This is a genomic window from Actinoplanes sp. NPDC023801, from assembly GCF_040639655.1.
In the GTDB taxonomy this organism is placed as follows: Bacteria; Actinomycetota; Actinomycetes; order Mycobacteriales; family Micromonosporaceae; genus Actinoplanes.
Map to the genome: position 1 here is coordinate 145153 of NZ_JBFAAI010000015.1, position 21405 is coordinate 166557.

A 21405-nucleotide genomic window follows, 5' to 3' on the forward strand; every position below is an offset into this window, starting at 1 on the left:
AGGTCAGATCTCGTCGATCAGCGCCAGCTCCTCGGCCGTGAGGGCGGGGAAGTCGAGCGCCCGTACGTTGTGGTCGAGCTGCTCGGTGGAGCTGGCGCCGATCAGCGCCGAGGTGACCTCGGGCCGCCGCAGCACCCACTGCAACGCCAGCTGGGCCAGGGACTGGCCGCGCTCGGAGGCGATCTTGTTGAGCGCGGTGGCCCGCTGCCGGTAGGCGTCGTCGATGGCGTCCGGCTTGAGGAAGGCACTGTCGACGGCGCGGGCGCCGGCCGGGATGCCGTCCAGGTACTTGTCGGTCAGCAGCCCCTGGGCCAGCGGCGAGTAGACGACCAGACCGAAGCCGTCCGCGTCGGCCTGTGCGAGCAGCCCGGTCAGCTCCGGGCTCCGGTCGAAGATCGAGTAGCGGGGCTGGTGGACGAGCAGCGGCACCCCGGTCCCGCGCAGCAGCTCGGCTGCCTCGTGGGCGCGCCCGGTCTCGTAGTTGGAGATGCCGACGTACAGCGCCTTGCCCTGTTGCACCGCGCTGACCAGGGCACCGACCGTCTCCTCGAGTGGTGTGCTGTCGTCCTGCCGGTGGTGGTAGAAGATGTCGACGTAGTCGGTGCCGAGGTCGCGCAGGCTGTGGTTCAGCGAGGCGAGCAGCGACTTGCGGGAACCCCCACGCTGGTACGGGCTGCGGCCGATCGGGTTGCCGGCCTTCGTCGACAGGATCAGCTCGTCGCGGTAGGGCGCGAGGTCCCGTTGCAGCACCCGGCCGAAGAACTGCTGTGCGGCGCGGTGCGGAGGCCCGTACCGGTCGGCGTTGTCGAAGTGGACGATGCCCAGGTCGAACGCGTGCAGCACGATCTCACGCCGGCTCTGGAACGGGTGGTCGGTGCCGAACTTCTGCCACAGCCCGAAGGAGAAAGCGGGCAGGTCGAGGCCGGACTTCCCGGCGCGGCGGAACGGGACGTCGTCGTAGGTCGGGCTCATGCCGCATACCCTACACGCTAGGTAGGATTACCAGTTCTGCCCAGACCACCTTGCCGGTCGCGGTCGGCTCGGCGCCCCACGCCGCCGCCACGTCCTGTACCGCCCACAGCCCATGACCGCGCACGTCGAACGGCGCGCCACCGTCCACCGGGCCCGGCACCCGCAAGCGCGGCAGGCGCGGATCGCCGTCGGCCACCGCCAGCCGCAGGCCGTCGTCGCGCCGGGTCACCGTCACCACCAGGCCTGTCCGGGCGTGCTCGACCGCGTTCAGCACCAGTTCGGACATCACCCGGCGGGCCGGGTGCAGCAGCCGCACCAGGTGCCAGGCCCAGCACGCGTCCGCGACGAGGGTGCCGGCCAGGCTGGTGGCCTCCGGCTCCGGCGCCAGCACCACCGTGAGGTGCGGCTGCTCCTTCAACTGCTTCATGGTCACGACGGTAAGCGGCCCGGCGGCGCGGAGGATTACCGCGACTAATCACGGATCCCGGCCCGTGCGGCGAGCCCCCGTAACCGGCTGTCCCGGCCGAACCGGGGCCGCGAGAGCAGTATCCGCAGCGCCTCCCGCGCGCCCGGCGAGGCCGACACCTGCTGCGGCGCGATCGTCTCCGCGCGATACAGCGCGGCGGCCGCCTCCTCCTCCTGCCCGCGGCCCTGCAGCAGGGCACGCGACAGATCGATGAAATAGGTGGCCTGACGTTGCGGTGACGGCAGCGCCTCCGGGCGGAACCCGGCCGTCATGGTCCGCGCGGCCTGCCCGTCCCCCAGCGCCACCAGGATCGCGAGACGCCACATCATCACGTTCGTCGGCCCGAAACTGAACCAGTCGTACGGCCGTTCACCGGTGTGCGCGGCTACCGCCTCGGCCTCCGCCAGATGCGCCGTCGCCGCCGGCGCGCGCCCGGCCTGCGCCGCCATCTCGGCACTGATCAGGTGGTGCATGCCGTATGTGCTGGCGGCGGCGGGATCGATCCCGACGTACGGCGACAGGCGATCGATGCCCTCATCGGCGACCCGGGCCGCGCCGGTCGTCGCGTACACCGCCCGGATCCGGGCGTAGTTGGCCAGGCCGAGATGTGCCGGCTCGGCCAGCTCCTCCGCGGTCCGCATCGCCTCCCCCGCCATCACCAGCGTCAGGTCCGGGTGCCCGAGTTGCACACAGGTCGCCACCGTGGTTGAGCAGACCTCCACGATCCGGCGCTGATGCAGCCGCCTCGCGTCGGCCGTCAGGTCCCGCGGCGGCGAGGCGAGTGCCGTCAGTGTCCGGGCCAGCGCCGGCACGAGCAGGTCGTACCGGCATCCCACGAAGAACCCGTCGAGCACGGCGGTGTCCACACCGGCATCCCGCTCATCGGCCTCGACGCCACCGGTGACGGCCGGGACGGCCAGCGCGATGATCCCCGACCGCAGCTCGGTCATCGCTGCCGCGCTCACCAGCGCAGGCGCCGGCTCCTCGTCGAGCCGTCCGGTCAGTTCACCGACCGAGATCTGCAGCGCACCCGCCAGCGCCTCCCGCGCGGCACGCCGGTCCAGCGGCGCCGAACCGTTCTCGATCTGCGCGATGTAGCCCTGACTGAACCCGGCGAGTTCGGCCAGTACCCGCTGGGTGAGCCCACGACGCAACCGCCAGCGCCGCAGCCGTACCCCCACATGGTCACCGCTCATCGACGTCCCCGATCATCACGACCAGTGGAACAGTGACCGCCCCGCGGCGAAACGGACTGCGAGTCCGTCAAGCCCGCCAGCCGTCCCGCGGACCGAAACCCTCGACGGGACGAGGCGAGAAGTACGGCCCGCGGGCCTCGCCAGGTTCGATCAAGGGCGGCAGAATCGGGTACGGGGTGCCGAGGCGTGAGCGCAACACTGACGTTCGAGGCGGCGCGGATGGGTGCACGCCGCTACTGGCTGGTCCGGGGCGAGCAGACCGGAGGCCGGTTCACCGTGCCCGACGACAATCCGGACGTGAGCATCGTCGGGGCCCGGCTGCGCGACGTCGACTTCTCCCGGATCCGCTTCACCAGGTTCCTGGCTCACGACACGCTGTTCGAAGGCTGTGATTTCTCCCGGACCTGGCTCCCCCATGTCCTGTTCGGCGCCACCGGCTACGGCGGCACCCGATGGGACGAGAAGAGCTGGCCCGAGACCGTCTACCGGGACTGCATCTTCGTCCTTACGAAGATCCCCGCCTCCGCCCACTTCGGCAACGCCCGGTTCGAACGCTGTGTGTTCGACCATGCCGGTCAGCGTGGATGGCGGTTCGGCGGGCCGGCACAGTTCGTGGACTGCACGTTCCGCGGCCGGGTCCAGAACTGCGTCTTCGGCGGCACCACCGACGGGTACCGGACGGTGCTGGGCCGGGACCGCAACGCCTTCACCGGTAACGACTTCACCGGCGCCGATCTGGTAGGCAACGTCTTCCAGCACGCCGACCTGCGGGCGCAGACCTTCCGGGGAGCGCCCGATCAGACCCTGCTGGACAGGTTCGATCAGCGGGTCGAGGCGGTACTGGCAGCGTTCCCGGCTCGTCCGGGGGACCGCGTCTGGTCCGATGTGGTCTGGTGGCTGCGGGAGAGGTCCCGGCAGGCCGTCGAATTCAACGGCGGCTGTGCCGTGGTGTCACCGGACGGCCTCGTCCCGCGGTTGCCGCCCGACATCAGCGAACGGCTCTTCCGGATGCTCGCCGACCAGGATCCGCTCTGCTGATCGTCAGCCGGTCATACCTTCAGCGAACCGCGGACGCATGCACCGAACCGGGCCACAGGTAGCCGCCGCTCCCGCCGGCCACGTCGATGGAGGTGCCGGTCACGTAGGAGGCGAGTGGGGACAGCAACAACGCCACCACCGGCGCCACCTCGGCCGGTTCGCCGAGCCGGCCCAGCAGGACACCGCGCCGCCTCGCCTCGTCGGCGCACCACCGGTCGTACGGCTCCTCCGGAGCGCTCGCGGCATGCCGGGCCACCTGCCGTCCGGTGCGGATGGCGCCGATGTTGACCGCGTTGACCAGGATGCCGGAGGCAGACAGCTTCACCGCGAGGGATCTCGACAGGTTGGGCAGGGCCGCCCAGCTGGCGCCGACCGCGGCCATCGACGGTTCCGGCGCTCGCGCGGTGAGACCGTTGACGATCACGATGCGGGCTGCATCGGATCGGCTGAGCGCGGCGACAGCGGCGTTCACCGTGTTCAGGGCAGCCCCGACCTTCATCTCGAACTGATCGGCACACCGGTCGTACGGCGTGGTCAGCGCAGTGCCTGTGGTGCCGGATCCGGCGTTGACGACCAGGCCGTCGAGCCGGCCGAAGCGGTCCACGGCAGATTCGACGGCGTCGCGAACGGCCGGCGCGTCGCGTACGTCCGCCGGGTAAGTGGCGAGGGCACCCGGCGCGAACCGTTCAGAAAGTTCGATGAGTCCGGCCACGCAGCGTATCCGTCAGCAGGGTGCGGAGTCCGCGCAGCGGTCGCCCGTTCGCGCTGTCGATGAAGAACCGCGCCAGCTGAGGGCTGATCGCGCCCTCGCTCATCCGGACCATCGCCCGCATCGGCAGGCCGGCCGCGCCGAGCATCATCATCTTGAAGGCGACATCGTCGTAGTCGACCTTGCGGCCGGCCCGCCTGGCGACGGCCTGCTCGACGGCGCGGTAGACGAGGCGCATGATCAGGCCGGACCGCCGCATGTCGTGCAGCGAGCTGTACTCGTCAAAGGCGCCCTTGCGGGCTGCCTCCACCTGCGGGAACGGCTCGTGGACGGTCCTGAAGTCGTCGAATGTCGGAAAACCGTCGAGGGTGTGGTACCAGCTGGCGGCCCCGTCCGGGCGAGCCGGGACACCGGGCAGCCGGACGACCTCGCGCAGCCGGATGTCCCGCGAGCTCGCCCCGATCCGGATCTCGTGGTCACCCTCCTCAACGACCCAGTCGGTACGGTCCGGGTCGTACACCGCGAAGCCGCGCCGGCCGACAGTGAGCGTGACCTCGGCGGACTCCCCCGCCGCCAGCACGACCTTCGCGAACGCCCTCAGCTCCTGCGCGGGACGGTGGACGCCGCCGGTACGGGCCGCGACGTACAGCTGCGCGATCTCGGCGCCGTCCCGGTCGCCGGTGTTCGTGACCGTGAACGCCACGTCGCGTTCGTGCTCGCCGCGCCGGGTGATCCGCAGATCCGAGTAGGCGAAGGTGGTGTACGACAGCCCGTGCCCGAAGGGGTGGCGCACCGGCCGGTCCGCCGAGTCGAAGTACCGGTAGCCGCAGTACATGCTCTCCAGGTAGGGCGTCTGTTCCGGGTGCACGCCGTAGTACCCGGCGCTGACCACGTCGTCGTACGAGACGGGGTAGCTCTCGGCGAGCTTGCCCGACGGGTTCGCCGCACCGAACAGCAGGTCGGCGGCGGCCGCCCCGCCGGCCTGACCGGCCAGGTGCAGGTGCAGGACCCCCGCGGCGCCGTCCGCCCACGGCATCTCGACGGCGCTGCCGCCCACCACGACCAGTGCCACCCGCCGCGACCAGGGTGCCAGCGCCTCGAGCAGCGCGATCTGGTTGGCCGGGACACGCAGATGCTCGCGGTCGAAGCCCTCGCTCTCGGCGATCTCGGTCAGCCCCACGCAGACGATCACCCGGTCCGCCGTACCGGCCAGTGCCACCGCCTCGTCGATCAGCTCCTGATCCGGTTCCTCGGTGAGGCGGTAGCCGGGTGCATAGGCGGCCTCGGCGTATTCCCGCACACCGTCGCGCAGGCTCACCACCCGCGTGGGATTGACCCGTGACGAACCCGAACCCTGGTAGCGGGCGGTGCCGGCGAGCGCACCGATCAGCGCCACCCGCCCGCCCGGTTCCAGCGGGAGCAGGCCGGCGTCGTTCTTGAGCAGTACCGCACTCGCGACGGCGGCCTTCCGGGCGAGATCGTGATGCCGCTCGTAGAGATCCGCCGGTACGCCGGTGCGGCGCCCGGTGGTCCGCCGGACCAGCGCGACGAGGCGGTCGACGGACTCGTCGACGGTTCTCTCGTCGAGACGGCCCGCCAGCAGGGCACGGTGCACCTCGGCGTCGGAGGCTCCGCCGTTGCCCGGCATCTCCAAGTCCGTGCCGGCCCGATAGGCGGCGGCCCGGTCATTCATCGCACCCCAGTCGGTGATCACCGCGCCGCGGAAACCCCAGCTCTCCCGCAGGATGCCGGTGAGCAGGCGATAGTTGTCGCTGCAGTAGACACCCTCCACCCGGTTGTAGGCGCACATCACCGTCGCCGGGTCGCTCTCCCGCACCGCGATCTCGAACGCCGGCAGGTAGTACTCGTGGAGGGCGCGCTCGTCCACCCGTACATCGGTGGTCATGCGTTTCAGCTCTTGGTTGTTGAGGGCGAAATGCTTCAGCGATGCGCCGGTCCCGGTCGCTTGAAGGCCGCGGATCCAGGCGGCGGCGAGCTTTCCGGCCAGGTACGGGTCCTCGCTGAAATACTCGAAGTTGCGGCCGCAGAGCGGGTTGCGTTTCATGTTGACGCCCGGCCCGAGGACCACGTTGACGCCCTGGTCGACGGCCTCGAGCCCGATCGCGGTCCCCACCTCGGCGGCCAGGCCGACGTCCCAGGAGCAGGCCAGCGCACTGGCCGTCGGGAAGCAGGTCGCCGTGCTGCTCGCGTTGAGCCCCAGGTGGTCGCCACCCTCGCCCTGGCCGCGCAGACCGTGCGGCCCGTCGGTCATCAGGATCGACGGCAGCCCGAGGGCGGGAATCTCCCGGGTCGTCCAGAACGACGCCCCGGACCCGAGGGCGACCTTGTCGGCGATGCTGAGCGAGGTGTCCGGCACAGATCAACAATGAACCATCACCCACCGGTACGCGCGGGTGGGCGCTCACCACCCGATAGCGGCGCCGGTAGGCAGCTCACATGGCCGGCGTGTTCGTGAGCGCCGCGCCGCGCGAACGCAGGACCGCCAACAGCCGGGCCTGTTCGGTCGTGGACAGTTCGGCGGTCGGGATACCGGACTTGAGACGATCTTGGTGTTCCCGGGGAGAGGCCGAGGACGCGCGCCGGGATGCCGGCGGTGAGCGCACCGCGGGAGGCATACCGGTCCGCCGGACGCGGGTACCGGGCGGCCCGATAAATGCCTGCATCGGGGATTCGGTAATGGCAGATAGCAACTCGATCCATAGCGCAATGACATTGAGACAACTGTCTCGATCCAGCATTTCGCGGCCAATCGGACTGGCCGTTCCGGGGAATCGGACCTAGCCTTTCCGCCGAAGCCGAATCGGGGGTCGGAAATGCAACGTCATGACGCACGGGACCGGATTATCGCGGAGGAGCAGCAGTTCTTGGACGGTGCCGCGGCGCGGCGGGAGCAGTGGGCCGGACAGCTGGGCGCCGAGCTCGCGGTGGACGCCGCCGAGCCACTGGAGCGGGCCCGGCACGACATGCTGCGGCAGCAGTTCGAGGAGTTTCGCCGGGCCGGAGATGGTCTCGTCTTCGGGCGCCTGGACGCCGCCGACGGCACGATCCGTCACATCGGCCGGATCGGTCTGCGGCACGAGGACGAGGGCGACGAGCCGCTGCTGCTGGACTGGCGGGCGCCGGCCGCCCGGCCGTTCTACACCGCGACGGCCGTCGAACCGCAGGGTCAGGTCCGGCGCCGCCACATCCGGACGTCCGGCTCGACCGTGACCGGGGTGGACGACGAGCCGCTGGACGGCACCACCGGGTCCGGGCTGGTCGGTGAGGGCGCCCTGCTGGCCGCCCTGGACCAGCGGCGCACCGGCCGGATGTCGACGGCCATCGCCACCCTGCAACGCGAGCAGGACGAGATCATCCGGGCCGGGGCGAACGGCCCGCTGATCGTGCAGGGCGGTCCGGGCACCGGCAAGACCGTGGTGGCGCTGCACCGGGTGGCCTACCTGCTGTTCACCCACCGCCGGCTGGCCGAGCAGGCGGTCCTGGTGCTCGGGCCGTCGCCACGGTTCCTCGACTACATCGCCCAGGTTCTCCCGGCACTCGGCGAGACCGCGGTGGTGTCGGCGACCTGCGACACCCTGCTGCCCGGGATCCGGGTCACCCGGAACGAGGAGCGGCGGACAGCCGAGATCAAGGGCCGGGCGCTGTGGCAGCCGGCCCTCGAACGGTACGTCGCCTCGCTGCTGCCGCGGGCGCAGGATCTGAAGCTGCGCTGGGAGGGCGACTTCTACGTCATCTCCGCCGCGGCGGTCGAGCGTGCGCTGGCCACCGCGGTGCCGGGGCGTTCGTACCATCGGGCTCGCTCGGTCTTTGCCGATCATCTGCACCACCTGCTCGCCGAGGCGATCGCTGAGCAGCGCGAGGCGATGCTGAACGAGATGGAGGAGGGCTTCGAGGACATCCTGGCCCGCATCGACCGCACCGCAGTCCCCGCGTGCGGGCCGGCGGCCACCGGCAGCGATGTCGACGGCCTGCTGTCGGAGGACGAGATCGAGGAGCTGCGGGAGCGGATCGCCGAGGACCCGGCGATCGCGCGCTTCGTCGAGGCGTGGTGGCCTACCCTGGACCCCCGGGAGTTGTTGAGCGACCGGCCGCGGCTGGCCGGGTTCGCCCCGGGGCTGCGGCCCGAGGAGGCCGAAGTGATGAGCGCGGAGCCACCGGGCTGGTCGTCGAGCGACATTCCACTGCTCGACGCGCTGGCCGAACTGCTCGGCGAGCAGACCGGGCCGCCCGCCGACGCTGGCACGACAGCGCCGCAAGGCGAAGTCGTCGCCGATCGGGCCCGGGCGAGGCGTGACTGGGTGTACGGCCACGTCGTCGTCGACGAGGCACAGGAACTGTCCGAGATGCAATGGCTGATGGTGCTGCGGCGCTGTCCCGGCCGCAGTATCACCGCGGTCGGTGACATCGATCAGACGGAGGCGGCGCACCGGCACACGAGCTGGGCCGAGGCGGTGCGGGCGGTGTTCGGGGACCGCTGGACGGCCGCCGAACTGACCGTCTGCTACCGGACGCCGCGTGAGGCGATGGAGCTGACCGGCCCGGTCCTGGCGAAGGCCGGCAGCCGGAACACGCCGCCGCGGGCGGTACGGTCGTCCGGGATCCTTCCGTGGCAGCGGCGGGTGGCGCCCGGCGAACTGGCGGCCGTCGCCGCCCGCACCCTGGAGGAACTGCGGGACCGCTGGCCGGGCGGGACGGTCGGCGTCATCGCCCCGGCCGCCCGGATCGCCGAGCTGGCCGGGCTGCCGGTGCTCACCGCGCCGGAGTCGAAAGGCCTGGAGTGGGACGCGACCCTGCTCGTCGATCCGGACGGCATCGCCGCGGAGCCCCGCGGCTGGAACGGCCTCTACGTCGCCCTGACCCGCTGCACGCAGGAGCTGGGCCGGCTGATCGTGACGTGAGGGGGCGGCGGGGCGCCCATCGCCCCGCCGCCCGTTCAGTTCGGCTCAGGTCAGCAGCGGCCGAGGTCCTGCCACTGCTGTGTCCAGCCGGGCTCCGAACCCTGGGTCCAGTACCTGGCCCTCCACAGGTGCACGCCGTCGCCCGACTTGGGGCCGGACGGGTCGCCGTACCTGCTCCTCTCGTGCTTGACCGTGTTGCCGCCGGTGTAGACACTGCCGAACTGCCAGTTCGGCGCGCTCGTGCAGTCGCCGGGGTTCGGGTTCGACGGGCCCGGGTTCGACGGCGCCGGGGAGGACGGGCCCGGGTCGGACGGGGTCGGGTCGACGCACGGTCCCGAGGTGGCGACCGAGTCGTGGAACGCGGTGCTCGATGTGCGGTAGGAGGACGTCTGCGCGGTCACCTGGGCCGGGCTGAGCACCTGGTTCTTGGCGAACAGCACCCAGTCGACCTGCTCGATGTAGGTCGACATGCCGCCGGTGTGGGTGGCCGTGTCGATGAACCACAGGTTCCAGTTGATGGTCATCGTCTGGCGCGGGAAGTACTTGCCGCCGTGCACGCCGACCTGCACGCCGTCGATGTAGTAGACGACCTGCCCGTTGGCGACCTGGGCGACCAGGTCGTGCCATCCGTCGATGCTGGTCCGCTGCTCCGAGTGCAGGTTGTCGGCGTACCAGGGGTCGGCGCGGTAGGTGTACCAGGTGGTCTGGTAGTTGATCGGCCCGGTCTCGCCCCAGCCACCGTTCGGCAGGTACTCGGAGATGTCCAGCTCGGAGTAGGTGGGGTCCATGTCCCCGTTGAGCGGGCTGATGGTGAAGAACGTCTGGTTGATGTGGTCGCCGTCGTTGCCGCTGACCGGTGCGTCGGTGAACCGGACCCGGCTGGCGTAGGTGCCCTCCAGGTAACGCTTCTGGGTGGAGTACAGCTCGGCGTGGCTGGTTCCGGCGGCGGTGCCGTCGGTGGAGGCGGTCAGCTGCATGACCTTCTGGCCGCCGGAGGTGGGGAAGGTGATCGCGTTCGGCGACCAGTTGGCGCCGGGCACGCCCGGTCCGCCCTGGTAGCTGCGAGGCGTCCAGCCGTTGGCGGTCAGCGACGGGTCGGCGGAGGAGTTGTAGTGGAAGTCGTCGAACAGGTATCCGCAATCGGCGGCGGAGGCGGTGCTGGCGTTGGCGACGACCATCCCGAAAGCGGATAAAGCGGTCACTGCCAGGCCGGCGAGGATTCGTCTACCCATGTACATGGATGACTCCTAAGAGGGGGTAACAGCGAGGATTACCGGACCGCGCCGGCGGTCATTCCGGCGCGGATGTGCCTCTGGAACGCGACGTAAGCGACGAGCACCGGCAGCATGGCGATGGTCAGACCGGCGAACAGGCCGCTCCAGTCGCTGCGGTAGCCCTGACTGACCGACAGGGCGGCCAAACCCTGCGCCAGGACGTACCGGTCCGGGTCGGGATTGAGAACCAGCGGGATCAGATACTGGTTCCAGAGCCCGAGGAAATTGAAGATGCCGACCGCGACCAGACCGGGGCGGGCCAGCGGCAGCATGACGCGGAAGAACACCGCGGAATGCGAGCAGCCGTCGAGCACCGCAGCCTCCGCGACCTCCTCCGGCAACGTCCGGAAAAAGGCGTGCAGGAAGAAGACGGTGAACGGTACGGCGTAAGCCGCGTAAACCAGGATCAGCCCGTGATAGGTGCCGAGCAGCCCGAGTTGCCGCACCACGAAGAACAACGGCACCAGAGCCAGGAACACCGGGAAGAAGATGGCCGCGACGAACGTGTAGTAGATGAACCGGTTACCCCGGAACCGATAGCGCGCCAAGGCGTACGCCACCAGCGACCCGAGCAGCATGGTCAGCACCAGTGCGCCGCCGACCACGATGAGGCTGTTGAAGAAGTACCGTCCGATGCTGGCGGCGGTCCACGCCCGCGACCAGTTCTCGAAGTGGAGCGACGACGGCGGCGCCCACGGTTCGTTGAGGATCTCCTGGTCGGTCTTGAGCGAGCTGACCACCGCCCAGAGCAGCGGCAACGCGGTCACCACCGCCCAGGCGAGCATGGCGAGCTGCGGCAGCGGGTTACGCGGTGACTTCATCACGCCTCCAGCGCAGAGCGAACACCGCCAGCGTGAGCGCGGCGAAGAACAGTGCCACCCCCATGGCCGTGGCGTAACCGAACTTGCCGTACGTGAACGCCGTCCGGTACAGCGACAACCCCACCACCTCGGTGGCCCCGTCCGGCCCACCGGGGCCGACCGACATGACCTGCACCAGCACGAACCCGTCGAGCGCCGCGATGCCCAGGTAGACGAACGCGACCTGCACGCTCTCGGCGACCAGCGGCAGCGTGACCCGGCGGAACGTCGCCCACCGCCCGGCACCGTCGAGCACCGCCGCCTCGAACAGCTCCTTCGGGATGGCGCCGATCGCCGCGCTGAACAGCACCACGTAGAACCCCACCGACGACCAGATCACCACCGCCATCACGGACGGCAGCGCCAGTGCCGGTTCGGCGAGCCAGCTGCGCGCCGCGCCGTCCAGCCCGATGGCGCGGAGCCCTGAGTTGAGCAGCCCGGTGTTCGGGTTGTAGACGAAGCCCCACAGCACCGCGATGATCACCAGCGAGAGCATCTGCGGAAAGAAATAGACGATCTGGTACGCGGACGCGCCGCGCAGGGGACGTCGCCCGTTCAGCATGCTCGCCAGGAACAGCGCCAGCCCGATCGTGGCCAGCGGCACCACGATCAGCATCACCGCGTTGTTGCGGACCGCGTCGAGGAAGAGCGAGTCCTCGCCGAGGCGGACGAAGTTGTCCAGTCCGACGAAGTTCGCCTCGCCGGCCACCCCCGTCCAGTCCGTCAGCGACAGGTAGAAGGCCTGGGCGTACGGGGAGAGCACCAGCACGACGTGCAGGACCAGCGCCGGAACCAGCGCGGCGAGCAGGAACCGCCACCGGCCGTGCCGCATCAGCGCTGGTACTTCTTGACGGTGCTGTCCTTGGCCAGCGAGTCCGAGGCCTTCTGGATGCGGGTCGACCAGTCGGCCACGCTGATCCGGCGGTTGACCAGTTCGGCGGTGGCGTCGTCGACGGCCTTGGCGAGCGGCGCGTACCACGTACGGAATCGGTAGTTGAAAGCGTCCGCACCGGCGGCGGTGACCGCGTCGCGGACCGAGCCGAGACCGCTGGAGAGCGTGAGTCCGTCGGTGGCTCCGGCGACCGCCGGCAGGGTGCTGCTGGCCTGCGCGAATGCGGTCGCGGACTCCTTGGCGAACAGGATCCGCAGGTATTCCAGGCCGCCGGCGACGTTCTTGGCCTGGGCCGGTACCAGGTAGGACTCGCTGCTTGCCGCCTGCACCGCGGTGACCGGAAGCTTGTCGCTCCCGGACACGGACGGGACGGTGCCCATGACCATGTCGAAACCGGCCGGGGTGACGTCCTTCTGCTCGCTCTCCAGCCAGGAGCCGCACGGTATGAACGCGGCCTTCCGCTGGCACCAGGCGGCCTGCGCCTCGGTGTGCGACAGCGCCTCCGAGCCGGACATGAGGTAGCCCTTGCCGGCGAGTTCGGCGAACGCCTCGGCGGCCTGCTTCAGTCCCGGCTGCGACCAGGCGGCCGGGTCGAGGTTGTCGACCGCTTTGACCAGGTCGAGTCCGCCGGCCTTGGCGGCCATGGTGAGCATCGGGTCGTTGATGTACTCGGCGTATTTGCCCTGGTAGGTCCAGGGCGCGATGCCGGCCTTCTTGATCGTCTCACAGAGGGAGAGCATCTCGGCCCACGTCTTCGGGTACGTCCATCCGCGTTCGGCGAACAGTGCCTTCGAGTACCAGACGCCCCAGACCGTGTAGGTGAAGTTCAGCGTCACCGTGCTGCCGTCGAACGTGCCGTCCTCGATCACACCGGGGAGCAGGGTGTCGCGGACCGTCTTGCCGGGCTGGTCGAAGGCCGGTGCGGCGAGGAGTTCGGCCAGGTCGGTGACCTGCTTGGCGCCGACCAGGGTGGCGATGTCGAGACGGCCGGCGCCGGTGTTGTCGACGACGTCCGGCGGGTCGCCGGCCACGAAGCGGGGCTGCATGGCCTCGCCGACCTTCTGCAGGCCCTTGTGGTCGACCTTGGCATGCGGGTACTTCGCGGTGTACTTCTGCTCGGCCTTGATCGCGTACTCGTCGCCGTACCCACCCTTGAAGACGACCACCTCGAGGGGCGCGTCGGCCTTGACGCCGAGCGGGTTCTCGACGGTCTTGGCGCCGCCCGCCTGGGCCGGCTTCTCCTCCTTGCCGGCCGACGTGACGCAGGCGCTGAGCAGCGGGGCGGTCACCGCCGCGAGCCCGGCGGTCCGGAGCAGGGTTCTTCTCGGGTACGGTCGGGGAAGGGATTCTGGGTTCATCGCTGGGCTCGTTTCTCTATGCGGTGCGCCGGATGCGCCCGGCGTACCGCGCCTCTAGTTCCGCGTTGTGTTCCTTGCCGCCGGGCACGTTGTCCGACAGGTAGACGGGCGGGACGATTCCCGCCGCGAGCAGGCGGTCGACCACCTCGACGACGATCTGCTGGGCCAGCAGCGCGGCGGTGATCGAGGAGACGGCGCCGACCGCGCCGCCGCCGGGCAGCGGCACTGTCGCGTCGCCGTACGGCGCGCCGTTGTCGAGCGTCACGTCGGCGATGTCGCCGAGCTTGCGGCCGCTGGGGTGCCGCGAGCCGACCCCGGCCGAGTGCTCCGCCGAAGTGATCGCGATCAGCGGGTGGCCGTGCTCCTTCACCAGCAGCGCCATCTCGACGACGGCGCCGTTGATGCCGGAGTTGGAGGCGATGACGAATGCGTCGTCCGGCTTGACCGGCGCCAGCTGGTAGATCCTGTGGGCGATCTCCGTGCCGCGTTCGACCATCGGGTCGGCGAGCGCCTCGAGGGGTTCACCGCCGTAGAGGACGATGTCACGCAGCGCGATCCGGTTGGTCGGGACCAGTCCCCCGGCCCGGCCGGCGATCTCCATGGCCAGGGCCTCGGAGTGCCCGCAGCCGAATGCCTGGATCACGCCGCCCTTTTCTATCGAGGCGGACAGCAGGCCGGCCGCCCGGGACTTCGCCTCCCGCTGCCCCCGGCCCACCTTGGCCACCAGTTCTTCGATCCTGGACAGGAAGTCACTGCTCACGTCGTTCCCTTCTCCACCCGCCGTTTACGGGTCGGCAGCTTCTCCGGCAGCCGGTGCGCGTCCACGGCGCGGACCGTCAGCTCCAGTGCCTCGGCGGTGCGCTCGTAGGTGCGCTGCGCCACCGCGACGTAGATCAGGTCGAGGACGAGCAGCTGCGAGTGCAGGGCGGAGAGAGCAGCCAGCCGGAACGTCGTCTCCAGCACGCTTGTGGTGAACACGATGTCGGCGACCTCGGCCAGCGGCGACCGGTTGAAGCTGGTCACCGCCACGGTCAGCGCGCCGTGGTCGGCAGCCTCGGCGAGTGTCTCGATCACCTCCCGGGTGCGCCCGGAGTGCGACAGGCCGATCGCGACGTCACCGGGCAGCAGCAGCGCGGCGTTGGTGAGCGCGGTGTGGCTGTCCTGCCGGTGCCAGACCGGCACCCGGATCCGTTCGAGGCGGAACGCCATTTCCCGCGCCGCCGTGCCGCTGCTTCCGAGCCCGAACAGCTCGACCCGCTGCGCCCCGGCGATGGCCGCCGCCACCCGGTCGACGTCGTCGACCTTCAGCAGCGAGGCGGTGCTCTGGATGGCTCGGGTGTCGGCCGCCGCGACCACGCTGAGCACCTGGTCGAGCGGGTCCTCCGGGGTGATGTCGCCGCTGATGTCGGTTTCCCACCGGGCCTGCTCGGCGCGCCCGGTCTCGGTGGCGACGGCGACCCGCAGGCTCGCGTAGCCCTTGAAGCCGAGCGTGCGGCTGAACCGGGTGACGGTCGCGGTCGACGTGCCGGATCGCTCGGCCAGATCGACGATGCTGGCGTGGGCCGCGGTCTCCGGGTCGGCCAGGATCGTCTCGGCGATCCGGCTCAGCGCCTCCGGCATCTGCGGTCCCTCGATGCGCAGCCGCCCCAGCAGCCCGCCGCTCTCACCCGTCATCCGTGGTCATCCTTTTCATCACTTGCTTGTGACGATGAAAATTACGACCGCCTGCGCAACTAGTCAACAATGAATTTCTGTGTTTCGATCCCTGGCATGGATCTGGTGGTGGGAGTCGACGCCGGCGGAACCGCCTCCCGCGCGGTCGTCGCCACGGTGGCCGGGCAGGTGACCGGCCGCGGACGAGCCGGCCCCGGCAACCCGTTCGCCGCCGGGCCGGCCGCCGCCGGCGCGATCACCGACGCGTTACGGCAGGCGCTGGCCGGCCAGGATCCCGCGACGGTCACCGGTGGTGTGCTCGGCCTCGCCGGCACCGGCGCCTGCGTGGACCCGGCAATCACCGCGGCACTCGACCAGGGCTGGGCCGCAGCCGGTCTGACCTGTCCCTACGAGGTCGTCGGTGACGCGGTCACCGCCTTCGCGGCCGGCACCGGCGAACCCTCCGGCGCGGTCCTCATCGCGGGCACCGGTGCGGTCGCCGCGGAGATCAAGGACCATGCGATCGTACGTACGGCGGACGGGCTCGGCTGGCTGCTCGGCGACGAAGGGTCCGGCCACTGGCTCGGCATGCGCGCGCTGCGTTCGGCCGTACACTCCTGGCCCTCGCCCTTCGCCGCCCGGATCGCCACCCGGACCGGCGCCACCGACCGTGACCGGCTGATCTCCTGGGCCCAGCGGTTGCCGCACGGCCGGATCGCCGCCCTGGCACCGGTCGTGTGCGAGGCGGCGCGAGGCGGCGATCCGCAGGCCCGGGCGATCGTCGCCGAGGCGGTCGGTCACCTGACCGCCACCCTCGACGAGGTGGCCACCGACGGCCCGATCGTCCTCGGCGGCAGCCTGCTGACCGCCGCCACCCCGATCCGCGACGGCGTCCGCGCGGCCCTGCGGGAACGCGGACTGGCGCCGCTGACGAGCGGTGACCCGGCGGCCGGCGCAGCCTGGCTGGCGGCCGGCCGCCTGCCCGGCGTCGACCCGGCGGCGCTGCACGCCACGTTCGTGGACTGCGGCGCGATGTCCGGACCCCGCCCCTAGCGCCTGTTCGCCGGGTGGCGGGGTCAGCCCAGCCCGGCCGCCTTTCGCAGCAGTACCGAACGTTCCCGCCGGTTGGCGCACAACCGGGCGGCCAGTTCCAGTTCGGCGCGGGCCTCCGGGTGCCGGCCGAGACGGGTCAGGAGCTCACCGCGCACGGTCGGGACCAGGTGCGAGCCGGGCAGCCGGCCGGTGGCGATCAGCTCGTCCACGATGACCAGGCCCTCGTCCGGGCCCGAGGCCATGGCTACGGCGACCGCCCGGTTGAGCTCGATCACCGGTGACGGGGCGACCCGGCCGAGCGCCTCGTACAGCACGACGATCCGGTCCCAGTCGGTCGTCTCGACCGAGGACGCCGCCGTGTGGGTGGCGGCGATCGCGGCCTGCAGACCGTAGGGTCCGAGACCCCGGACCGACGCCCTGGTCAGCGCGGCCAGCCCCCGGCGGATCGCCGCGACGTCCCACAACCGCCGGTCTTGGTCCTCGAGAAGCACCGGCGAGCCGTCCGGGCCGGTACGGGCCGGGAAGCGCGCGGCCGTCAGCTCGCAGAGCGCGAGCAGACCGTGCACCTCGGGCTCGTGCGGCTGCAGCGCGGCCAGCTTCCGGGCCAGCCGGATCGCCTCGTAGGCCAGCCCGGGGCGCAGCAGCCGATCACCCGACGTGGCCGTCGACCCCTCGGTGAAGATCACGTAAAGGACGCTGAGCACGCCACCCAGCCGCTCCGGCGCTCGTCCGGGGCGGGCAACTCGAACGGCACCCCGGCCGCCGCGATCGTCTTCTTGCCCCGGGTGATCCGGGCCTGCACGGTCGGCACCGGCACCAGGAAGGCGCGAGCGATCTCCTCGCTGGACAGGCCGGCGACCACCCGCAGGGTGAGCGCCACCCGTGCCTCGGCGGAGAGCACCGGGTGGCAGCTGATGAACATCAGTGCCAGCACGTCGTCGTCGATCCGGTCCGGGTCGATCTCGCCCGTGTCGGACGGGCCGGTCATCTCGCCGGCCGCCAGCAGGGCGTATCGGTCCTGGAGTGCGGCCCGGCGACGGATCATGTCGATCGCCCGCCGCCGGGCCGTGGCCATCAGCCAGGCGGCGGGGTTCGCCGGGGCGGCGAGCGGCCACGACACCAGCGCCTCGGCGACCGCCTCCTGGGCCGCGTCCTCGGCCAGCCCGAAATCGCCGGTGAACCGGGTCAGCGCGGCGACGATACGGGCGGACTCGATCCGCCACGCCGCCTCGACCTCGGCCGCGCTCATCAGATCCGGTTCGCGGCGATCACTCGCCGGCCTGCGGGACCTCGTCGATGCCGGGCACCCGGCGAATCTCGATCTTGGCGCCCCGGGCGGCCGGGACCCGCTTGGCCCACTCGACGGCCTCCTGCTTCGAGGCGACGTCGAGCATGAAGAAGCCCCCGAACAGTTCCTTGGTCTCGCCGTACGGCCCGTCGGTGACCACCGGGGTCTCGCCGCTGAAGTCCACCACGACGCCCTGACGGGGATCGTCCAGCCCCTCCGCGGCGAGGAGCACACCGGCCTTGACCATCTCCTCGATGAACTGCCGGGTCGTGGCCATCATCTCCTCGATGTCGGCCATCATCGCGGCGTTCGACTCATCGGTGCCCCGCATGATCAGCAGGTACTTCGGCATCGCGTTCTCCTCGCTCGGAGAGCCGCTTCCCGGCTCTCGTACCCTCACGTCGAACGGATGTTCCGCGGATCGACACGGCCGGCGAAGTCCTCGCCGTCCCCGGCGGGGCACAGCGTCGCGGAGGGGTGTGGTTGCCGCGATCACCACACCCCACGGCGCTCAGCCGTCAGAGACCGAATTCTCCAGCCTTGGCATCGTTGAGGAAGGCCTGCCAGACGGCCGGGCTGAAGGTGAGAGCCGGGCCGCCGGGGTCCTTGGAGTCGCGGACCGCCACGACTCCGGGCAGATTGTCGGCGACCTCGACGCAGTTCCCGGACGAGCCCGACCGGCTACTTTTACGCCACTTCGCATGAGACGGGTTCATGTGCCCGCATCCTCCTTCTATATCGCCAGATCGGCGGCGATCTTGCTGAGAGTAGCCCGTGTCTCGGGTGGGCCGAGCGACAGTGCTTGCAACTGCTCGTAGGCTGCCGCGTAGGTGGACACCTCGCTCGGCCGCTCCAGGTATAGCGCACCCGTCAGCGTGTCCACGTAGACCATCCGGTCCTCCGCGGCGTCGGGATACGGCTCGGGCAACGGCGGGAAATCGAGGATCACGAAGCTCCCGTCGAAGCCCACACCGGCGGCGTACGGAAGCATCAAGATCTGGATGTTGGCCTGCCTGGAGACCTCGACAAGGCGCTCGATCTGCGCTTTCATCACGGCCGGTCCGCCGATCAGGCGTCGCACCGCGCCCTCGTCGATGACCACCCGGAGCAGCGGCGGCTCGTCCGACAGCAAGATCGTCTGACGTTCCAGCCGGAGGGAAACCTGCCGGTCCACCTCGTCGCGGCGCATCGGGACGGGCGCGCCCTCGAACGCGGCCCGCGCATATTCCTCCGTTTGGAGTAGTCCGGGAACCATCTGGCACTCGTACGTCCGGATGACCGAAGCCTCAGACTCCATGCCGACGTAGGTCGAGAACCAGTCGGGCAGGACGTCGCTGTATCGCTGCCACCAGCCGCGCTGCTTGGCCTGCCGGGCCACCGCGATGACCGCCTCGGCCTGGTCGCCGTTCACGCCGTACACGCCGAGCAGTGCCCGCACGTCGTTGGGATGCGGCCGGACCTCGGCATTCTCGATCCGGGACAGCCAGCTCGCGTCATGGTCCACACGCCGCGCGGCGTCGGCGGCGGACAGCCCGGCACGGGCCCGGAGTTGCTTCAGCGTGAGGGCGAGACGCCGCCGCCGGACGGTGGGGGTCTGACGTTGAGTCACGCGCTGCATCCTTCCGTTCCCGGTCACTCGCGGACAACACGACTCGTATTCGCAAATTGCTTTCACCCGATCGTGAAATCCGCATGTTGCGGGTTTCAGCCCGCGGTGCCACCGTGGGCAGGTCACCACCGCGTTGTGACAGGGGAGGCAAGCCATGCGCAGGCACCATCCGGTGCGGATCTGGTTCACACCCTGGCGTCAGCGATGCGTCTGCGGCTGCGCCTGGTACCCGTGCCCCGACACCGTAATCATCGCGCCGCCACCGGTAGCCGAGTCGCTGCGCGTCCGGCGGCCGGACCCGAGGCGCAACGGCGCCACCGCGTTCCACAGCCCCCGCCAGGGCAACGAGCGACAGCTGCCGACCGAGACCGGGCAATGGCGCAGCCGGCCGCGGTGAGCGCACACGTCCCGCACCGGTCCTCGTGGGACTGCCTCGCCTGCGCGGAGCCCTGGCCCTGCGATCCGGCCCGCGAGGAACTGATGACCGAGATGGACACGGTCCGGCTCGCCACCTACATGTGGGAGCAACTCGAGGAGGCGGTCCGCGGCCTGCCGCCGACGCCCGCGGTGGAGACGTTCGAGCGCTTCATCAAATGGACCGGCTGACCCGCTGGGAACCCACGAAGCGAAGCCGGTGCCGGGGTATGCCGGCCTCGGTGAGCGATGCCGCGATCGCCGCCGATGGGTGATCGAGGAAGACGGCGACCTGATGATCGTCGCCGAACCCGCAGGCGGCGGCGAGCGTGGCCAGACTGATCGGGTCGAGATCCTCCACCTCGGCCAGATCCATGACCAGGCGCAGCGGCCGGGTGTGGCGGACGGCGTCGACCAGGGCGTGCCGGAGCCCGACCGCGGCCTCCGCGTCCAGGGTGCCGTGCAGCTCGATGACGAGCGTGCCGTCGGGAGTGGTATTGACGTCGACCGTTGCGACGGTCATCGGACAACCCTCCGTAACCCGGCGTTCTCTTCAGCCGTCAACAGTAGAACCCCGCCCCGGCCGGGTCGAGGGACCGCGGTAAGAGTTCACCTGGTCACGGCGAGGTCACGGCAGCGTCCGAGGCGTCCAGCCGCCTTCGCGAGCACTTCCCGGATTTCCGTACAATCGTGTCAAATACGAAATATTACGGTATCGAGCTGGCGTGTAGGTGGACCACACGGAGGCGGCCATGACGGCTGTTGGACGACGATGGGGCCGAATCGCCACGGTGATGACTCTGGCCGGAACCTCGATCGTTTCCGGCGCCGCGGTCAGGGCATCCGGGTCGGCCGGTCAGGTGGACGTCCCGGCCGACGGCACGTGGGGGGCCGTTACGCTCGGCACGAGGTCTCCGGTGTGAAGTTCTGGCTTGGTCGCTTGAACCAACTACCGGAGACCTCTTCAGTTATCGATCACCGCCACGCCGCAACATCGACGGCGCTACGAAACACGGCCTAGCCGCGTGGCGGGGTGAGGCGGCCGTCGTGCAGGTGCAGGGCGGTGTCGCAGCGGGCGGCGATGGCCGGGTCGTGGGTGGCGACGACGACGGTGGTGCCGTGCGAGTCACGCAGGGATAGCAGGAGGTCGACGATCGCGGTTCCGTTGCGGGAGTCGAGATTGCCGGTCGGCTCGTCGGCAAGTAACAGACCGGGTTCGTTGATCAGGGCCCGGGCGATGGCCACCCGCTGCTGCTGACCACCGGACAGCTGGGACGGCAGGGCGCCCGCGCGATCGGCCAGCCCGACCACCTCGAGGAGTTCCAGCGCGCGGCGCCGTTTGTCGAAACCGGTCCGGAACGGCAAGACCGGGGCCAGCACGTTGTCCAGCGCGGTCATCGCCGGCAGCAGGTGGAACCGCTGGAACACGAAGCCCACCGTGCGCCGGTAGGCGGCCAGCGCGTTACGGGACAGCGTGCCGATCTCCTGCCCGGCGACCACGACGGAGCCGGAGTCGAGTCGTTCGATGGCGCCGATCAGGTGCAGTAGCGTCGACTTGCCGGAACCGCTCGGCCCGGTCAGCGACACCGCCGTGCCGGCGTCGATGTCCAGGCTGACGCCGTCGACGGCGGCCAGCCTGCCGCCGTCGGGCAGCGGGAACGTCTTGTTCGCCTCGGTGACCCGCACGAGTGTCATCGATGATCC

23 protein-coding genes are annotated in these 21405 nt (G+C 70.5%); 5 read left to right on the forward strand and 18 right to left on the reverse strand.

Features of this window, described 5'->3' with window-relative positions; all coding sequences use genetic code 11:
• Positions 1-3: 3 nt before the first annotated feature.
• Genes AB0G04_RS25810 through AB0G04_RS25820 form a run of 3 tightly spaced genes read right to left on the reverse strand, consistent with a single transcriptional unit; the run spans position 4 to position 2634 of the window.
• The gene (locus AB0G04_RS25810; protein WP_360987514.1) at positions 4-972 is read right to left on the reverse strand and encodes an aldo/keto reductase; all 969 of its coding nucleotides are present in this window, start codon (positions 970-972) and stop codon (positions 4-6) included.
• 10 nt (positions 973-982) lie between these two features.
• Positions 983-1399, reverse strand: coding sequence for an ATP-binding protein (locus AB0G04_RS25815; protein WP_360987516.1), 417 nt, complete (start codon positions 1397-1399; stop codon positions 983-985).
• 44 nt (positions 1400-1443) lie between these two features.
• Positions 1444-2634: a helix-turn-helix transcriptional regulator gene (locus AB0G04_RS25820; protein ID WP_360987518.1), complete on the reverse strand. Its 1191-nt coding sequence runs from the start codon at positions 2632-2634 to the stop codon at positions 1444-1446.
• A gap of 186 nt (positions 2635-2820) precedes the next feature.
• Here AB0G04_RS25820 and AB0G04_RS25825 point away from each other — a divergent pair, with 186 nt between their 5' ends.
• On the forward strand, positions 2821-3672 hold the full coding sequence (locus AB0G04_RS25825) for a hypothetical protein (RefSeq protein WP_360987520.1): 852 nt from the start codon (positions 2821-2823) through the stop codon (positions 3670-3672).
• A 19-nt stretch (positions 3673-3691) separates the two neighbouring features.
• On the opposite strand, the gene AB0G04_RS25830 is transcribed toward AB0G04_RS25825, so the two are convergent.
• Both AB0G04_RS25830 and AB0G04_RS25835 read right to left on the reverse strand, forming a co-directional pair.
• A complete protein-coding gene (locus tag AB0G04_RS25830) occupies positions 3692-4384 on the reverse strand; it encodes an SDR family oxidoreductase (RefSeq protein WP_360987522.1) in 693 nt (230 codons plus the stop codon).
• A complete protein-coding gene (locus AB0G04_RS25835) occupies positions 4359-6758 on the reverse strand; it encodes a glycoside hydrolase family 3 C-terminal domain-containing protein (protein WP_360987523.1) in 2400 nt (799 codons plus the stop codon). Before AB0G04_RS25835 ends, AB0G04_RS25830 begins: the two co-directional genes overlap by 26 nt.
• 457 nt (positions 6759-7215) lie before the next feature.
• Between AB0G04_RS25835 and AB0G04_RS25840 the strand changes: the two genes are divergently transcribed.
• Positions 7216-9300, forward strand: a complete 2085-nt coding sequence (locus AB0G04_RS25840; protein WP_360987525.1) for a UvrD-helicase domain-containing protein — start codon at positions 7216-7218, stop codon at positions 9298-9300.
• 50 nt (positions 9301-9350) lie between these two features.
• Here the strand turns inward: AB0G04_RS25840 and AB0G04_RS25845 are convergent, their stop codons facing one another.
• The 6 genes from AB0G04_RS25845 to AB0G04_RS25870 are packed head-to-tail and all read right to left on the reverse strand — an operon-like array spanning position 9351 to position 15358.
• Positions 9351-10532: a glycosyl hydrolase gene (locus tag AB0G04_RS25845; RefSeq protein ID WP_360987527.1), complete on the reverse strand. Its 1182-nt coding sequence runs from the start codon at positions 10530-10532 to the stop codon at positions 9351-9353.
• Between the two features lie 38 nt (positions 10533-10570).
• The gene (locus tag AB0G04_RS25850; protein WP_360987529.1) at positions 10571-11395 is read right to left on the reverse strand and encodes a carbohydrate ABC transporter permease; all 825 of its coding nucleotides are present in this window, start codon (positions 11393-11395) and stop codon (positions 10571-10573) included.
• Complete coding sequence (locus AB0G04_RS25855; protein ID WP_360987531.1) at positions 11379-12266, reverse strand: sugar ABC transporter permease; 888 nt, start codon at positions 12264-12266, stop codon at positions 11379-11381. The genes AB0G04_RS25850 and AB0G04_RS25855 overlap by 17 nt, the downstream gene beginning before the upstream one ends.
• On the reverse strand, positions 12266-13684 hold the full coding sequence (gene ngcE / locus AB0G04_RS25860) for an N-acetylglucosamine/diacetylchitobiose ABC transporter substrate-binding protein (protein ID WP_360987533.1): 1419 nt from the start codon (positions 13682-13684) through the stop codon (positions 12266-12268). Before ngcE ends, AB0G04_RS25855 begins: the two co-directional genes overlap by 1 nt.
• A gap of 16 nt (positions 13685-13700) precedes the next feature.
• Positions 13701-14429 (reverse strand): SIS domain-containing protein, encoded by a 729-nt coding sequence (locus AB0G04_RS25865; protein WP_360987688.1) that lies wholly within the window; start codon positions 14427-14429, stop codon positions 13701-13703.
• 11 nt (positions 14430-14440) lie between these two features.
• Entirely contained in the window at positions 14441-15358 is a 918-nt protein-coding gene (locus AB0G04_RS25870) for a MurR/RpiR family transcriptional regulator (RefSeq protein WP_360987535.1), read from the reverse strand.
• Positions 15359-15454: 96 nt separating this feature from the next.
• Here AB0G04_RS25870 and AB0G04_RS25875 point away from each other — a divergent pair, with 96 nt between their 5' ends.
• Positions 15455-16390, forward strand: coding sequence for a BadF/BadG/BcrA/BcrD ATPase family protein (locus tag AB0G04_RS25875; RefSeq protein ID WP_360987537.1), 936 nt, complete (start codon positions 15455-15457; stop codon positions 16388-16390).
• Between the two features lie 23 nt (positions 16391-16413).
• Here AB0G04_RS25875 and AB0G04_RS25880 read toward each other — a convergent pair whose 3' ends face one another.
• The 5 genes from AB0G04_RS25880 to AB0G04_RS25900 form a co-directional block, all read right to left on the reverse strand.
• A complete protein-coding gene (locus AB0G04_RS25880) occupies positions 16414-17076 on the reverse strand; it encodes a DUF6596 domain-containing protein (protein ID WP_360987539.1) in 663 nt (220 codons plus the stop codon).
• On the reverse strand, positions 17073-17639 hold the full coding sequence (locus tag AB0G04_RS25885) for a sigma factor-like helix-turn-helix DNA-binding protein (RefSeq protein WP_360987541.1): 567 nt from the start codon (positions 17637-17639) through the stop codon (positions 17073-17075). Before AB0G04_RS25885 ends, AB0G04_RS25880 begins: the two co-directional genes overlap by 4 nt.
• A 19-nt stretch (positions 17640-17658) precedes the next feature.
• Positions 17659-18030, reverse strand: coding sequence for a YciI family protein (locus AB0G04_RS25890; RefSeq protein WP_360987543.1), 372 nt, complete (start codon positions 18028-18030; stop codon positions 17659-17661).
• A gap of 166 nt (positions 18031-18196) precedes the next feature.
• Positions 18197-18394, reverse strand: a complete 198-nt coding sequence (locus AB0G04_RS25895; RefSeq protein ID WP_360987545.1) for a DUF397 domain-containing protein — start codon at positions 18392-18394, stop codon at positions 18197-18199.
• A gap of 17 nt (positions 18395-18411) precedes the next feature.
• Entirely contained in the window at positions 18412-19287 is an 876-nt protein-coding gene (locus AB0G04_RS25900) for a helix-turn-helix transcriptional regulator (protein ID WP_360987547.1), read from the reverse strand.
• A gap of 154 nt (positions 19288-19441) precedes the next feature.
• On the opposite strand from AB0G04_RS25900, the gene AB0G04_RS25905 reads away from it, so the two are divergent.
• Entirely contained in the window at positions 19442-19684 is a 243-nt protein-coding gene (locus AB0G04_RS25905) for a hypothetical protein (RefSeq protein ID WP_360987549.1), read from the forward strand.
• Positions 19681-19893 carry a hypothetical protein gene (locus AB0G04_RS25910; protein WP_360987551.1) on the forward strand — a complete coding sequence of 71 codons (213 nt, stop codon included), beginning with the start codon at positions 19681-19683 and terminating at the stop codon, positions 19891-19893. The genes AB0G04_RS25905 and AB0G04_RS25910 overlap by 4 nt, the downstream gene beginning before the upstream one ends.
• On the opposite strand, the gene AB0G04_RS25915 is transcribed toward AB0G04_RS25910, so the two are convergent.
• A complete protein-coding gene (locus AB0G04_RS25915; protein WP_360987553.1) occupies positions 19877-20224 on the reverse strand; it encodes an STAS domain-containing protein in 348 nt (115 codons plus the stop codon). The genes AB0G04_RS25910 and AB0G04_RS25915 overlap by 17 nt on opposite strands.
• A 494-nt stretch (positions 20225-20718) precedes the next feature.
• Entirely contained in the window at positions 20719-21396 is a 678-nt protein-coding gene (locus tag AB0G04_RS25920; RefSeq protein ID WP_360987555.1) for an ABC transporter ATP-binding protein, read from the reverse strand.
• Positions 21397-21405: the final 9 nt, after the last annotated feature.